The organism is Streptococcus sp. 5905 (assembly GCF_013276505.1).
Classification (GTDB): Bacteria; Bacillota; Bacilli; order Lactobacillales; family Streptococcaceae; genus Streptococcus.
On sequence record NZ_VMLC01000001.1, the window covers coordinates 304801 to 318275 of the forward strand.

Annotated in this window: 17 protein-coding genes, 1 pseudogene and 1 riboswitch; of the genes and pseudogenes, 11 read left to right on the forward strand and 7 right to left on the reverse strand. The window is 41.2% G+C overall.

Annotated elements, in window-relative coordinates; translation table 11 throughout:
* Positions 1 to 130: 130 nt before the first annotated feature.
* The 4 genes and pseudogenes from HT680_RS01415 (at position 131) to HT680_RS01430 (ending at position 1633) form a co-directional block, all read left to right on the forward strand.
* Positions 131 to 319, forward strand: a complete 189-nt coding sequence (locus HT680_RS01415) for a type II toxin-antitoxin system HicA family toxin (RefSeq protein WP_001131504.1) — start codon at positions 131 to 133, stop codon at positions 317 to 319.
* 40 nt (positions 320 to 359) lie between these two features.
* On the forward strand, positions 360 to 737 hold the full coding sequence (locus HT680_RS01420; RefSeq protein WP_000921490.1) for a type II toxin-antitoxin system HicB family antitoxin: 378 nt from the start codon (positions 360 to 362) through the stop codon (positions 735 to 737).
* A gap of 100 nt (positions 738 to 837) precedes the next feature.
* Positions 838 to 1271, forward strand: a pseudogene (locus HT680_RS09095) (type II toxin-antitoxin system RelB/DinJ family antitoxin).
* Positions 1272 to 1315: 44 nt separating this feature from the next.
* Positions 1316 to 1633 (forward strand): hypothetical protein, encoded by a 318-nt coding sequence (locus HT680_RS01430; protein WP_173257705.1) that lies wholly within the window; start codon positions 1316 to 1318, stop codon positions 1631 to 1633.
* Between the two features lie 31 nt (positions 1634 to 1664).
* On the opposite strand, the gene HT680_RS01435 is transcribed toward HT680_RS01430, so the two are convergent.
* Positions 1665 to 3464, reverse strand: coding sequence for an N-acetylmuramoyl-L-alanine amidase (locus HT680_RS01435; protein ID WP_173257708.1), 1800 nt, complete (start codon positions 3462 to 3464; stop codon positions 1665 to 1667).
* 57 nt (positions 3465 to 3521) lie between these two features.
* Positions 3522 to 4430, reverse strand: a complete 909-nt coding sequence (locus HT680_RS01440) for a LysR family transcriptional regulator (RefSeq protein WP_001222584.1) — start codon at positions 4428 to 4430, stop codon at positions 3522 to 3524.
* Between the two features lie 102 nt (positions 4431 to 4532).
* On the opposite strand from HT680_RS01440, the gene HT680_RS01445 reads away from it, so the two are divergent.
* The 3 genes from HT680_RS01445 (at position 4533) to HT680_RS01455 (ending at position 5442) form a co-directional block, all read left to right on the forward strand.
* Positions 4533 to 4766 (forward strand): YqgQ family protein, encoded by a 234-nt coding sequence (locus tag HT680_RS01445; RefSeq protein ID WP_173258623.1) that lies wholly within the window; start codon positions 4533 to 4535, stop codon positions 4764 to 4766.
* The gene (locus HT680_RS01450; RefSeq protein WP_173257710.1) at positions 4763 to 5143 is read left to right on the forward strand and encodes a rhodanese-like domain-containing protein; all 381 of its coding nucleotides are present in this window, start codon (positions 4763 to 4765) and stop codon (positions 5141 to 5143) included. The genes HT680_RS01445 and HT680_RS01450 overlap by 4 nt, the downstream gene beginning before the upstream one ends.
* A 71-nt stretch (positions 5144 to 5214) precedes the next feature.
* Positions 5215 to 5442 (forward strand): DUF4190 domain-containing protein, encoded by a 228-nt coding sequence (locus tag HT680_RS01455; protein ID WP_173257712.1) that lies wholly within the window; start codon positions 5215 to 5217, stop codon positions 5440 to 5442.
* A 40-nt stretch (positions 5443 to 5482) separates the two neighbouring features.
* On the opposite strand, the gene HT680_RS01460 is transcribed toward HT680_RS01455, so the two are convergent.
* Positions 5483 to 6208, reverse strand: coding sequence for a 16S rRNA pseudouridine(516) synthase (locus tag HT680_RS01460; RefSeq protein ID WP_173257714.1), 726 nt, complete (start codon positions 6206 to 6208; stop codon positions 5483 to 5485).
* 158 nt (positions 6209 to 6366) lie between these two features.
* On the opposite strand from HT680_RS01460, the gene typA reads away from it, so the two are divergent.
* The gene (gene typA / locus HT680_RS01465) at positions 6367 to 8208 is read left to right on the forward strand and encodes a translational GTPase TypA (protein WP_173257716.1); all 1842 of its coding nucleotides are present in this window, start codon (positions 6367 to 6369) and stop codon (positions 8206 to 8208) included.
* 19 nt (positions 8209 to 8227) lie between these two features.
* On the forward strand, positions 8228 to 8482 hold the full coding sequence (locus tag HT680_RS01470; protein ID WP_000262659.1) for a DUF3165 family protein: 255 nt from the start codon (positions 8228 to 8230) through the stop codon (positions 8480 to 8482).
* Positions 8483 to 8802: 320 nt separating this feature from the next.
* Here the strand turns inward: HT680_RS01470 and HT680_RS01475 are convergent, their stop codons facing one another.
* The 4 genes from HT680_RS01475 to HT680_RS01490 all read right to left on the reverse strand — a co-directional run bounded on the left by HT680_RS01475 (position 8803) and on the right by HT680_RS01490 (position 12220).
* Complete coding sequence (locus HT680_RS01475) at positions 8803 to 10065, reverse strand: nucleobase:cation symporter-2 family protein (RefSeq protein ID WP_173257718.1); 1263 nt, start codon at positions 10063 to 10065, stop codon at positions 8803 to 8805.
* Positions 10065 to 10646 (reverse strand): xanthine phosphoribosyltransferase, encoded by a 582-nt coding sequence (locus HT680_RS01480; protein ID WP_173257720.1) that lies wholly within the window; start codon positions 10644 to 10646, stop codon positions 10065 to 10067. Before HT680_RS01480 ends, HT680_RS01475 begins: the two co-directional genes overlap by 1 nt.
* Before the next feature lie 120 nt (positions 10647 to 10766).
* Positions 10767 to 10862: riboswitch (purine riboswitch) on the reverse strand.
* Between the two features lie 132 nt (positions 10863 to 10994).
* Positions 10995 to 11381 carry a VOC family protein gene (locus HT680_RS01485; RefSeq protein WP_173257722.1) on the reverse strand — a complete coding sequence of 129 codons (387 nt, stop codon included), beginning with the start codon at positions 11379 to 11381 and terminating at the stop codon, positions 10995 to 10997.
* A gap of 11 nt (positions 11382 to 11392) precedes the next feature.
* A complete protein-coding gene (locus tag HT680_RS01490; protein WP_173257724.1) occupies positions 11393 to 12220 on the reverse strand; it encodes an exodeoxyribonuclease III in 828 nt (275 codons plus the stop codon).
* A gap of 133 nt (positions 12221 to 12353) precedes the next feature.
* Between HT680_RS01490 and HT680_RS01495 the strand changes: the two genes are divergently transcribed.
* Both HT680_RS01495 and HT680_RS01500 read left to right on the forward strand, forming a co-directional pair.
* On the forward strand, positions 12354 to 12809 hold the full coding sequence (locus HT680_RS01495; protein ID WP_173257726.1) for a DUF3290 family protein: 456 nt from the start codon (positions 12354 to 12356) through the stop codon (positions 12807 to 12809).
* Positions 12806 to 13441, forward strand: coding sequence for a DUF421 domain-containing protein (locus tag HT680_RS01500; protein ID WP_000174434.1), 636 nt, complete (start codon positions 12806 to 12808; stop codon positions 13439 to 13441). Before HT680_RS01495 ends, HT680_RS01500 begins: the two co-directional genes overlap by 4 nt.
* Positions 13442 to 13475: the final 34 nt, after the last annotated feature.

Below are 13475 nucleotides of genomic sequence, written 5' to 3' on the forward strand. Positions count from 1 at the left end.
ATATAGAATAAAGTGGATCAGGAAACTGGTCTATTTTATTTTGTAGTTATTGAGAAAAGTAGTCTGTTTTAGTTTGACAAATATACACATAATGCGTATAATAGTAGGTGTAAGGAGGTAACAATAATATATGCCACTTACAGGTAAAGAAATGGTGAAACTAGCTCTTGAGAATGGATGGGTTGAAGTTCGTCAAAGGGGAAGTCATCATCATTTTAAGAAAGAGGGTTTTTCTTATCTTGTCACGATTCCAGTTCATGGAAATGAAGATTTAGGAAGAGGATTGGAAAGAAAGATTCTCAAAGATTTAGGATTGTAAGTCTTACATTCCTAAGTCTTTTCATATCGGAGGTAGTAGAATGTTAAAAACGTATCCAGCTATTTTTCATAAAGAAGGAACAGGATATTGGGTAGAATTTCCAGAATTTGGTGGTGGTACAGAAGGAAAAAATATCGAGGAAGCGATGAAAAATGCTCGTGAAATGCTTGAAAATGTTTTAGCTTCTTATATCGATGAAGGGATGGCGCTGCCTACTCCAAGTGATATTTTAAAGATTGAAGTTTCAGATGGTTTTGTGTCAATGATTCAAGTAGATCCTGCACCTTTTGTGAGAAGTAATAAGGCGATTAGGAAGAATGTGACCGTTCCTGAATGGTTAGTTCGTCTTGCTGATCGAGAAAAGATTAACTATTCAGAAGTTTTGGCGCAAGCGCTAGAGAAGAAGTTGCAAGTTTAAATTTAAAGTCTGTGTTTACTAGGGAATAAATTTGTTATGCATTGGTAAAAGTAATACAATAGATATACAAAATAAATTAAGGGGAAATGCCATGTCATAAATTGCTGTTAGGGTAGATGATGAATTAAAAAAGAAGCAACTGCCCTTTTTAATGAGTTAGGCTTGGACATGACAACTGCTGTGAAGTTGTTTTTGAAGCAAAGTGTGTTGACGAGAAGTATTCCGTTTGAGTTAAAACTTGATTCAGATTATGAAATTGAGTTAGAAGATGGTGATTATATTCGTACAAGAAATATAGATGAATATAATGAAGTTACTCAGAAGGCTTTTAAAGAGAGTATTAGTAAATATAAAAATGAGGGGATAACAAAAAGCCCTGCAATCGGCAAAATCAAGAAGTCCATTAGGGCTTCTTTTTCTTTTATTACTACTATTCAACCACTTAGACAGAGATATAGACCAGATAGACAAAAAGGCTTGTTCTTGAAAAAATCCTCTGCTATAATGATTTTTGTAAAGGGCGTGAAGTGTTAATGTCAGACAATTCAGGTTCCTAAAAAAGAAAATGGAGACAAAAAATGAAAAAATTATTGGGACTTGTATTTTTAGTAGCAGCAGCGCTAGTATTGTATTTTGGCTATGTTGGATGGCCAAGTTTGGATGTCAACCTCTGGTCATTGATTCCAGTAGGTTTGTTCCTCTATTTCACTCTAGAAAACTTTTTGAAAAAAGACTACAAGGCTAGTCTGATGTGCTTGATTATTGCCTTTATCATTGCAAATGCCATTTTGGATCTTTTGCCAATTTCAAGTGGTTTGGTGATTGGAGCCGGTGTGCTAGCTTGTGTAGGACTTGGTTACCTCTTTCCTGATAAAGATAAAAAAGAAGACAAGTAGAAAAGTCTCGAGGTTTCTCGAGACTTTGTTTTTATTTACCAGCGTAGTATTTTTGGATGCCTTTCACAATACCTGCGACTAGTCTATCTTGGTATCGATCATCACGAATCCGTTGATTTTCAGTGAAATTATCCATATAACCAAGTTCTAGGAGGACGGCCGGTTTGGCAGTTTCGCGTAGTACGGCAAAGCTACTTTCCAATAAGCCAGCATCCTTGGCTCCTGTTTCTGCTAGGAGAGAGGAGTGGATAGCAGCAGCGAGGCGCTTGCTTTCGCTCATACGATCAGGATGGTTGTGCCAGTATTTATTAATCTTACTTGGATAGTCAGGTTCATCGCTATAGGAGTAGGTTTGAATACCGCTCGCTTTTGAGTGAATGTTTCCAGTAGCATTGAAATGGATACTGATAAAGATATCAGAGTTGGTTTTATTTACCATTCTTGAACGCTCAGTCTTAAAATCAACATCGATATCACTGTCACGTGATGTGAGGACTTTGTAGCCTAGTTCTTCTAACTTAGCGCGAAGTTTACGGTAGATTTGCATGTTGAGATCTTTTTCAGCTACATTGTAGTAAAAGGCACCTGAATCTCGACCACCATGCCCAGGATCTAGGAAAATGGTATTGCTGTATTGACCTTTTACAAATCCACCTTCTGTTGAAACTTCAGAAATCCATTGACCGTATTTTTGGAACAAATGTTCCTTGCCGTCGATCTTATAGGTCCCTGATACATAATGTCCGCTATCGTCCAAATAGTAACGAGCCTTGTAATAGTCGTCATAAATCCACTCATTCTTGGCCATATAGCCACCAGACTTGAGATAGTAAGCTCCAATCCATTCACGAGCCGCATAGGTTCCATTCGCTTTTAGATAGAACCAACTGTTGTAGGCCTTGTCAAAGATCCACTCTTTTTCAGCCATGGCTCCACTAGATTTTAGGTAATAGCTTCCTTTCCATTTATTGGAAAGCATGACACCATTTTGTTCAAAAGCATACCAAGTTCCCTTGATTTTCTCCCATTTGTCTTGGCTGTATTTCCCATATTCATTAGCGTAATACCAATTTTCATTGATTCTCACCCAGGAGTTTTCCGCCATAGCCCCGCTACTGCCGAGCAGGTAAGCACCAACGGTCGTTTTGCTGAGCATCACGCCGTTTTTGTCAAAATAATACCATGAACCATTAATTTTCTCCCATTTGTCTTGCGAGATTCTGCCAGATGGTGTGACATAATACCAATTTTGGTCAACCTTTACCCAGCCATTCTCCGCCATAGCCCCACTTTTAGTAAGGAGATAACCATCAACGATTGTCTGACTAAGCATGACGCCATCTTTGTCAAAGTAGTACCAAACTCCTCCGATTTTTTTCCATTTTTGTTGGATGATTTTTCCAGACTCACTGACGTAGTACCATTTACCCTCAAGAGCTACCCAGCCATTTTCTACCATGACCCCGTCTTTATTGAGAACATAGCCATCAAAGATGGTATCACTGAGTCGATTTCCCTCCTGGTCAAAATAGTACCACTTATCTTGAATTTTTTTCCATTTGAGGACAGGCTGATTGTTTTCATAGAAATGCCACTGTTTGTTTTCTTCTTGCCATCCTTCTTTTTTAGGGGCTTCTTCTTTTACCTTGTCTTTTGGAAGTGTTGTAGTCTCCTCTTCATTTTTAATTGAAAGATCTTTCTTATCTTCCTTAGAGTTGCTTTGCTCGGTGGTAGCAGGAGGATTAGCATTGTTTTCTTCCGCATAGATAGGTGCCTGTGTCAATCCTGCTATTGAAAGGACAACAGCACTTGCCAATATAAACTTTTTCAACGATATTCTCCAATCATTATTTTCTAAGAAATATTATAAAATATGTCTGATGGTTTATCAATTATCAAACTGAACTTCTTCTAGTAGATACTCGATAAAGCGTTCGCCCATCTTAGATAGGCTGGTTTTTTCATGCTGGATATAGACTAGTTCAATCGGATCGTCAATGTCCAGCGGGATGGAAACGATATTGTCTCCGTTGAGATTGCTGTTCAAAATCCCTGTTGCAATGGTGTAACCATCCAAACCAATCAAGAGGTTAAAGAGGGTAGCGCGGTCACTGACTACGATGGATTTCTTGTGGTGCTCTTGTGAAAGAATCTCTTCTGAAAAGTAGAAGGAGTTGTGCGTCCCCTGATCATAACTCAGATAAGGAAAGTCCTCCAAATCAGCCAGTTTGACCTTGTCTTTTTTAGCCAGAGGGTTGGTCTTGCTGACAAAGATATGGGGTTGAGCGGTAAAGAGGTGGTGGGCTAGCAGGTGATTGTCATCTAGCATTTTCGTTAAAACATCGCGGTTGTAGCTGTTTAAAAAGAGGACACCGACCTCGCTACGGAAGTTCTTGACGTCATCGATAATCTCCCAAGTGCGAGTTTCACGTAGGAAAAGCTCGTATTTTTCCATATCGCTTTTCTTGAGCAGGGAGACAAAGGCATTGACCACAAAGGCGTAGTGTTGAGACGACACGCTAAAGAGTTCGCGGTGGGCGACAGGATTTTTATAGCGTTCCTCCAGAAGCTGGGTTTGCTCGACAACTTGACGGGCATAGGAGAGAAACTCCATCCCATCACGAGTCAAGGTAATGCCCTTGGGATTGCGGATAAAGATTTCAATGCCCATTTCATTTTCCAAGTCTCGAACGGCATTTGAAAGACTGGGTTGGGTGATAAAGAGTTGCTTGGCTGCCTCATTCATAGAGCCAGTTTCGACGATTTTGATAATATAGTGTAGTTGTTGAATTCTCATGTTTTTATTGTACCACACTTGGTGAAGAATGGGCAATGAAGACGAAGAAAATAGAGGGAAAGAGCCGGTCCAGTATTGAAAAAAAGTCTAAAATCTGTTAGAATGAAAGCTATGAAAACATTCTATGATGTGCAGCAATTTCTCAAACAGTTTGGCATTATTGTTTACATGGGGAAGCGCTTGTATGATATTGAACTGATGAAGCTCGAACTCTCTCGGATCTATGATGCCGGTCTGATGGACAAGCTCGACTATCTAGAGGCGGAAGCTGTTCTTCGCAGAGAGCACAAGATAGAATTAGACTACTTAGAGAAAAATGGAGATAAGAACTTATGACAATTTGGGTTTTGTGGGGAATCGTATTAGCGATGGCGGCATGGATGGGGTATAACTACCTTCGTATTCGTCGTGCGGCTAAGATTGTGGATAATGCAGAATTTGAAGCCTTGATTCGGAAAGGGCAATTGATTGATGTCCGTGAACCAGCAGAATTTCACAGAAAACATATCCTCGGAGCTCGCAATATTCCTTCAAATCAGTTGAAGTCAAGCCTTGTAGCCCTTCGCAAGGATAAACCTGTCCTTCTCTACGAAAACCAACGTGGACAACGAGTGACCAATGCAGCACTCTATCTGAAAAAACAAGGTTTCTCTGAGATTTATATCCTTTCTTATGGATTGGATTCTTGGAACGGGAAGGTCAAGACTAGCTAAGGTCAAGGAAAAAGTTGATAAAGTCGGTCTCGTATACTAAGTTAATAATCATTTTAAGGAATTTTTAGAAAATGCAAGAAAAGAAGAAAAACCCGCTTTTAGTGGGTATCCTATCTATCATTCTTAGTTTGTTATTTCCGTTGGGAGGTATTGGTTTAGGTATCACTGGTGTATTGTTTGCGAATGAACTTCAAAAAGAATCTGGCTTAGACTTTAAAACAGAGAGAATTGTATCTATTGTAGGTATTGTTCTTTCTGCTCTTAACTGGATTATTGGAATTTTCTTACACATGAATTAAAGAAGATTGAAAAAAGCTTTAAACATAAAGCTTTTTTCTTTTATCCACTTTTCTCTAAATAGTTTTTAATGATTTCCAATTCCTCTGGATTCAAGGGACGGTATTGCCCTTCTGCTAGTTCTGGGTCTAATGTAAAATCGCCGAACTGGACGCGTTTTAGGGCAGTCACCTTGACACCAACTGAGAGAAACATTTTTTTAACCTGATGAAACTTGCCCTCAGAGATAGTGATGGAGGCCCGGCTCTCTGTTGGGCTTGCGTCTAGAATTTCAAGCTGAGCTGGTTTACAAGTGGTCCCGTCTAAAAAGACAATCCCATCTTTGAATTTTTGGATATGGTCTGACGTGAGCGGTCCGTTTACTACCACTTGATAGGATTTATCGACATGGTACTGGGGATGAAGGAGCTGGAAGCCAAGAGGTCCATTGTCTGTCAAAAGGAGCAGTCCCGTCGTATCGCGGTCTAATCTGCCAACAGCATAGAGCTGGTCAGACTGGATGTCAGGTGGGAGTAGATCCATGACGGTTGGAAGTTTCTTATCCTTGCTAGCTGTAACGACTCCGTTTGGCTTATGAAGCATGAGGTAGTTGTGCTCATATCCTTGGATTTGTCGGCCTTGAAAGACTAATTTCTGCAACCCAGTGTCGACATTTTGAGCGAGTGAGCTGGCTGGACAATCATCTACTAAGATTTCTTTTTTTAATAGAGCCTGTTTCATAGCCTTGCGACTGACCTTTTCTTGGGCTAATAATCTATCTAAACGCATACCAGCCTATCTTATCATAAGTCTCTGACTTTGAAAAGAGTTGCCTTGACTAGAAAAGCAGAGTGAAAACATTTACACTTAGCTGAACTGTGATTTTTGAATGAGACTGTGGTATAATTGTTCAGTTAGAAATAAAAATTTAAATATTAGAGGAAATCATGACAAAATTAAGAGAAGATATCCGTAACATTGCGATTATCGCCCACGTTGACCACGGTAAAACAACCCTCGTTGATGAATTGTTGAAACAATCTTCAACATTGGATGCTCGTACAGAGTTGGCAGAGCGCGCTATGGACTCAAACGATATCGAAAAAGAGCGTGGAATTACCATCCTTGCGAAAAATACAGCCGTTGCTTACAACGGAACTCGTATCAATATCATGGACACACCAGGACACGCGGACTTCGGTGGAGAAGTTGAGCGTATCATGAAAATGGTTGACGGTGTTGTTTTGGTCGTAGATGCCTACGAAGGAACCATGCCACAAACTCGTTTCGTATTGAAAAAAGCCTTGGAACAAGACCTTGTCCCAATCGTGGTTGTCAACAAAATCGACAAACCATCAGCTCGTCCAGCAGAAGTAGTGGATGAAGTTTTGGAACTCTTCATCGAGCTTGGTGCAGATGACGACCAGCTTGATTTCCCAGTTGTTTATGCTTCAGCTATCAACGGAACTTCTTCACTTTCTGACGATCCTGCTGATCAAGAAAAAACAATGGCACCAATCTTTGATACCATCATTGACCATATTCCAGCTCCAGTCGACAATTCAGATGAGCCTTTGCAGTTCCAAGTGTCACTTTTGGACTACAATGACTTCGTAGGTCGTATCGGTATCGGACGTGTCTTCCGTGGTAGTGTGAAAGTTGGAGACCAAGTTACCCTTTCTAAACTAGATGGTACAACGAAGAACTTCCGTGTTACAAAACTTTTCGGTTTCTTTGGTTTGGAACGTCGTGAAATCCAAGAAGCTAAAGCAGGTGACTTGATTGCCGTTTCTGGTATGGAAGACATCTTTGTCGGTGAAACCATTACTCCGACAGACGCAGTTGAAGCTCTTCCAATCCTACACATCGATGAGCCAACTCTTCAAATGACTTTCTTGGTCAACAACTCACCATTTGCTGGTAAGGAAGGTAAATGGGTGACTTCTCGTAAGGTGGAAGAACGCTTGCAGGCCGAATTGCAAACAGACGTTTCCCTTCGTGTTGACCCAACGGACTCACCAGATAAATGGACTGTTTCAGGTCGTGGAGAATTGCACTTGTCAATCCTGATCGAAACCATGCGTCGTGAGGGTTATGAGCTTCAAGTATCTCGTCCAGAAGTTATCGTAAAAGAGATTGATGGTGTTAAATGTGAGCCATTTGAACGTGTTCAAATCGATACTCCAGAAGAATACCAAGGTTCTGTTATCCAAAGCCTTTCTGAACGTAAGGGTGAAATGTTGGATATGATTTCAACTGGTAATGGTCAAACTCGTTTGGTCTTCCTTGTTCCAGCGCGTGGTTTGATCGGTTACTCAACTGAGTTCTTGTCAATGACTCGTGGTTACGGTATTATGAACCATACCTTTGACCAATACTTGCCATTGATTCCAGGTGAAATTGGTGGTCGTCACCGTGGTGCCCTTGTTTCCATTGACGCTGGTAAGGCTACAACTTACTCAATCATGTCTATCGAAGAACGTGGTACGATCTTTGTCAACCCAGGTACTGAGGTTTACGAAGGAATGATCATTGGTGAAAACTCTCGTGAAAACGACTTGACAGTTAACATCACTAAGGCGAAACAAATGACCAACGTCCGTTCAGCTACTAAGGACCAAACAGCTGTTATCAAGACTCCTCGTATCTTGACACTTGAAGAGTCTCTTGAGTTCTTGAACGACGATGAGTACATGGAAGTAACGCCTGAGTCTATCCGTTTGCGTAAGCAAATCCTCAACAAGGCAGAGCGCGAGAAAGCCAACAAAAAGAAAAAATCAGCTGAATAAGAGCTAGAAAGAGATAAAGATGGTTTATTTAATCATAGGAATCCTCTTATTACTACTCTATGTATTTGCGACACCCCAAAGTATCAAAGGAACAGTCAACATCGTTATCTTGGTCTTTGTAGTTGTTGCACTCTTGATTTTGCTGATGTTGTCCATCTTGCAAATCTTCCAATTACCGACAGAATTCTTTGTCACAATCGCCATGCTGGCTCTAGCCTACTTTAGCTTGAGAGACATTACGCTCATGCCTGTAAAAAAGGGTAAAAGAAGATAATAGAAGAGGCTGGGTAATGACTCAATTTGAGGAGAAAATCTAGAAAATTTTTCCCTGATAAAACGCATAATATCAAGGTTTTTGAATGCCTGATATTATGCGTTTTTATGATTTTTAAAACTTTTTGAGCGACCTATTAGAAAGTGGATACTCTTACAATTATTTTGGAAATAATTTAATTTCTGATTTAACGTATATTTTTTCAGAAGGGCTATTATTCCAATTTTTTCAAGGGTAGTCTTAATTTGGACCGAAAGAAAAAGATTGAAGAAATCGTCCAAAATGAACTTTTCTTCAATCTGGAGGTTCGCACCTCTTTTTTATTTCTTCTTATGATTTAATACTGCATTGAGGACAATGGCGAGTAGGCTGGCTACGACGATTCCGTTTGAGAAGAACATTTGGAAGGCTGTTGGCATGCTGACAAAGAGATTGCTATTGTTGAGTCCGACACCTGCAGCAATGGATACAGCTGCGATAAGGAAGTTGTGTTCATTGTTAGCAAAGTCAACACGGGCGAGGATTTGCATCCCTTGAAGGGAAACAAAACCAAACATCACCAGCATAGCACCACCAAGGACAGGACTTGGAATGATTTGGGCAAGGGCACCAAACTTAGGTAGGAGTCCAAGGAGGACTAGGAAACCAGCTGCGTAGTAGATTGGTAGGCGAGTCTTGATACCTGACAATTTAACCAAGCCAACGTTTTGTGAAAATCCTGTGTAAGGGAAGGTGTTAAAGATTCCTCCGAGAAGTACAGCCAAACCTTCTGCGCGGTAACCGTTGCGAAGGCGCGTGCTGTCGATTGGGTCATTGGTGATATCAGACAAGGCTAGGTAAACACCAGTGGACTCAACCATAGACACCGTTGCAATGATACACATCATGACAATAGAGGAGATTTCAAAGGTTGGCATTCCAAAGTAGAGGGGAGTTGGGACATGGACTAGTGGTGCTGCCGCAACAGGAGAGAAGTCCACCAAGCCCATAGTAGCAGCAATGGCAGTCCCAACGACCAACCCAATCAAAATGGAGATGGACTTGATAAATCCTTTAGTAAAGATGTTAATCAAGAGGATAATTAGAACAGTGATAGCTGCAAGTAAGAGACTTTGACCAGTTGGCTCTGGAACATTATTTCCCATATTTCCAATAGCGACAGGAATCAGGGTCAATCCAATCGTGGTAATGACAGATCCTGTTACGATAGATGGGAAGAGATTGGCTACTTTTGAGAAAATGCCTGAAATCAGAACCACATAAATCCCTGAAACGATAAGGGCACCAAACATAGCTCCGCTACCGTGGCTTTGTCCAATCATAATCAAAGGAGCGACGGATTGGAAGGCAACTCCAAGAACGACTGGTAGTCCGACACCAAAGTATTTGTTGAGTTGGAGTTGGAGGAAGGTGGCCACCCCACACATGAAGATATCTGTGGAGATTAGGTAAGTCAACTGCTCAGCTGAATAGCCAAGAGCTGTCGCAATCATGATGGGAACTAGGATAGAACCTGAGTACATGGCTAGTAAGTGCTGCAAGCCAAGAACGGCTGCTTGCGAGTGTTTTTCTTGTTTTTGCATTAGAGATCTGCCTCCTTAAATACGACCTGACTATTTTCAAAACGATCCAAGCGAGCCAGTGATAGGACAGGGTAGCCTGCTTTTTCAAGCAAATCACGACCATCTTGGAAGGATTTTTCAATCACGATACCAATCGCTTCGACTTTTGCTCCAGCTTGTTCGATGATTTGAATTAAGCCTTTGGCAGCTTGTCCATTGGCAAGGAAATCATCGATAATCAAGACCTTGTCCTCTGGTGAGAGGAATTTTCCAGCGATAGAAACGGTGCTGGTCACCTGCTTGGTAAAGGAGTAGACTTCAGCAGTTAGGATGCCTTCGTTCATGGTGATGTTTTTAGCTTTCTTGGCGAAAATCATGGGAACGTTTAAGGCTTCAGCTGTAAAAACGGCTGGGGCAATGCCCGATGCTTCAATGGTCACGACCTTGGTAATGCCAGCAGAAGCGAATTTGTCCGCAAATACCTTACCAATTTCCCGCATCAAGCTAAAGTCAACTTGGTGGGTTAAAAAGGAATCCACCTTGAGGATGTTGTCCCCCAAGATATGCCCATCCTGAAGGATGCGCTCTTCTAATAATTTCATAAGACCTCCTAAAGTCTAAAAGATGCTTCATTTGCTTGTTTAGAGTTTCTAGCAAGAAATAGAAAAAGGACCTACCTAATCCCCTAAGTAAGTCCCCAAAATAGGCATGGACAAAACCATACCTTCAGCTGACATACTCATTGTTAGGTGTTCCGGCACCTTGTAGAAACGTCGTGCCAATTCACGACATAAACAAGTAAAATGGTACTATAATAAAACGTCCAAGCGTTAATGTTATTATTTTACACTAAATAACTTTAGAAATCAAATATTTTGTTGACGTTTAGATGAAAAAAGCGAACAAACAGAAACCTACAAGACGATACAGTATTGTAGGTTTCGAATATTCTACTCGCTAAATCTTAAAAAATAACCATCAGGATCCAAAATCGCAAATTCATGAGGGTAAATAAAGCTATCTCCCACTCGAAATTCTCTTTTGGTCAGCGGACGATGGATAGGATAGTCAGCTTCCAGCAGTTTTTGGTGGAGCTGAGGGACATCTTCAATGCCAAAGGAAATATTGGCACCGCGCCCGAAAGGATAGGTTAGTTGGGCTAATTCTTCTGTGCTGCCTTCTTCTAGCATAAGTTGGCAGTCTTCAAGCGAGAGGAAGAGAAATTTCTCCTCTGGACGCTCGTATTCGACAGAAAATCCCAGCAAGTCGCAGTAGAAGTGGCGTGACTTTTCGAGGTCAGATACTACAAATTCAGGAATGACAGCTTGATAGTCCATTAGCTTTCTCCTTAGAGCTCAATCTCCATGACAATGGGTGTGTGGTCTTGGCGCGCACCTGAGTCAATCATGTCAGACTTGGTCACCTTGTCAGCCACGCGGTTGCTGGTCAGCCAGTAGTCGATTCTCCAGCCTGTATTGTTGATTTTAGAAGTCTTGCTACGTTGTGCCCACCAAGTGTAACGCTCTGGGATATCGCCGTGAATATGGCGGAAGGTGTCCGTAAATCCAGTTGCCAAGAGGTTGGTAAATCCAGCACGTTCCTCATCTGTAAATCCTGGTGAACGACGATTGCTGGCAGGATTTGCAAGGTCGATTTCCTTGTGGGCTACGTTGTAGTCTCCAGTCGCAAGGACTGGTTTTTCTTTGTTTAGTTGAGCCAAATACTCAGCGTATTTGACATCCCATACTTGGCGTTCTTCCAAGCGTTTGAGACCGTCTCCAGCGTTTGGTGTGTATACTTGGGTCACGAAAAATTCTTCAAATTCCAAGGTGATGATGCGGCCTTCCAAGTCCATGGTAGAAGGAGCGCCGATTTCTGGGAAGCTAATCGTTGGCGTGAGTCCTTTTTTATAAAGGAACATGGTTCCAGCGTAGCCTTTGCGAGCAGGTTCTTGAGAGGAACGCCAAGTGTTTTCATAACCTGGGAAGAGTTCTTCTAAAATTTCCAAGTGTTTTTTTGTAGGCCCTTTTGCAGAAAGCTTGGTTTCCTGAATAGCGATAATATCAGCATTTTCGGCTACCAAGGTTTGTAGGACTTCTTGGGATAATTTGGCACGAGCTGAGTCGCTCGTTAGGGCTGCATTGAGGGAATCGATATTCCATGAGATGAGTTTCATAAAGTTACCTTTTTCATTCAGATTACAGACTATATTATACCAAAAAAAGGCGCATTTCCCCAACGTATGGTTTGAAAAATCACCCTCTTTCGTTTATAATTAAGAATGATTTTATGAAAGGGAGTGAAAATAGATGAAATTCTACTCTTATGAATATGTACTCAGCCAAATCGGTCAGCAAAATGGTATCATGGTTGGCTTTGGGATTGTTCTATTAGCTGTGACAGGTTTTTTTGCTTTTAAGGCATACCATGATAAAAAGGGGACCAAATTTCGTGAGTTGGTCATGATTTCAGCTTTGACCTTGCTAGCTCTGCTTTTGGTCAGCATCACGACTTATCAAAACAATCAAGTTTCTAACAATAAATTTCAAACTTCACTTCATTTCATCGAGGTTGTTTCCAAAGATTTGGGAGTAGACAAGTCAGAAGTCTATGTTAATACTTCCACAAACACAGATGGAGCACTTCTTAAGGTAGGAGATCGTTATTATCGTGCCCTGAACGGCAGTGAGCCAGACAAGTACCTATTAGAGAAAGTCGAATTGTATAAAACAGATGCAATTGAACTGGTGGAGGTGAACAAATGACACTCAATTATATTGAAATTTTAATTAAACTAGCCTTGGGTCTCTTTTCTCTGGTTTTTGTAATCAATGTGACAGGGAAGGGCAACCTAGCGCCTAACTCAGCAATAGATCAAATTCAGAACTATGTACTTGGGGGTATCATCGGCGGGGTGATTTACAATAGCGCCATCAGTATCCTTCAGTATGCAGTTATCCTGATTATGTGGACCATTCTGGTCTTGACTCTCAAATGGCTGAATAATAATGTTCACTTTGTGAAACGTTTGATTGATGGGAAGCCAACCCTGCTCATAAAAAATGGGAAGATTGATCCAGAAGCCTGCCGTTCGGTGGGTTTATCTGCAGCGGACGTAGCACTTAAGCTTCGTAGCCAGGGAATTTTCCAAATGAAACAAGTCAAACGCGCTATGCAGGAGCAAAACGGTCAACTCATCGTAGTCCAAATGGGAGATGAGAATCCCAAGTATCCTGTTGTCACAGACGGTGTGATCCAAGTCGAAATTTTGGAGACCATTGGTCGGAGCGAAGAATGGCTGCTTGATAACCTCAGTAAACAAGGGTATGACAATGTGGCCAATATCTTTATTGCTGAGTATGACAAGGGTGTCGTCTCAGTAGTAACCTATGAATAAGAAAAACCTGAGGTTTCTGCCTCAGGTTTCCATT

Excerpts from the sequence above, each read along its gene's own strand:
- HT680_RS01415 (WP_001131504.1), top strand. The coding sequence starts at position 131 with ATGCCACTTACAGGTAAAGAAATGGTGAAACTAGCTCTTGAGAATGGA.
- HT680_RS01420 (WP_000921490.1), top strand. The coding sequence starts at position 360 with ATGTTAAAAACGTATCCAGCTATTTTTCATAAAGAAGGAACAGGATAT.
- HT680_RS01430 (WP_173257705.1), top strand. The coding sequence starts at position 1,316 with ATGAAAAAATTATTGGGACTTGTATTTTTAGTAGCAGCAGCGCTAGTA.
- HT680_RS01440 (WP_001222584.1), bottom strand. The coding sequence starts at position 4,430 with ATGAGAATTCAACAACTACACTATATTATCAAAATCGTCGAAACTGGC.
- HT680_RS01445 (WP_173258623.1), top strand. The coding sequence starts at position 4,533 with ATGAAAGCTATGAAAACATTCTATGATGTGCAGCAATTTCTCAAACAG.
- HT680_RS01450 (WP_173257710.1), top strand. The coding sequence starts at position 4,763 with ATGACAATTTGGGTTTTGTGGGGAATCGTATTAGCGATGGCGGCATGG.
- HT680_RS01455 (WP_173257712.1), top strand. The coding sequence starts at position 5,215 with ATGCAAGAAAAGAAGAAAAACCCGCTTTTAGTGGGTATCCTATCTATC.
- HT680_RS01460 (WP_173257714.1), bottom strand. The coding sequence starts at position 6,208 with ATGCGTTTAGATAGATTATTAGCCCAAGAAAAGGTCAGTCGCAAGGCT.
- typA (WP_173257716.1), top strand. The coding sequence starts at position 6,367 with ATGACAAAATTAAGAGAAGATATCCGTAACATTGCGATTATCGCCCAC.
- HT680_RS01470 (WP_000262659.1), top strand. The coding sequence starts at position 8,228 with ATGGTTTATTTAATCATAGGAATCCTCTTATTACTACTCTATGTATTT.
- HT680_RS01475 (WP_173257718.1), bottom strand. The coding sequence starts at position 10,065 with ATGCAAAAACAAGAAAAACACTCGCAAGCAGCCGTTCTTGGCTTGCAG.
- HT680_RS01480 (WP_173257720.1), bottom strand. The coding sequence starts at position 10,646 with ATGAAATTATTAGAAGAGCGCATCCTTCAGGATGGGCATATCTTGGGG.
- HT680_RS01485 (WP_173257722.1), bottom strand. The coding sequence starts at position 11,381 with ATGGACTATCAAGCTGTCATTCCTGAATTTGTAGTATCTGACCTCGAA.
- HT680_RS01490 (WP_173257724.1), bottom strand. The coding sequence starts at position 12,220 with ATGAAACTCATCTCATGGAATATCGATTCCCTCAATGCAGCCCTAACG.
- HT680_RS01495 (WP_173257726.1), top strand. The coding sequence starts at position 12,354 with ATGAAATTCTACTCTTATGAATATGTACTCAGCCAAATCGGTCAGCAA.
- HT680_RS01500 (WP_000174434.1), top strand. The coding sequence starts at position 12,806 with ATGACACTCAATTATATTGAAATTTTAATTAAACTAGCCTTGGGTCTC.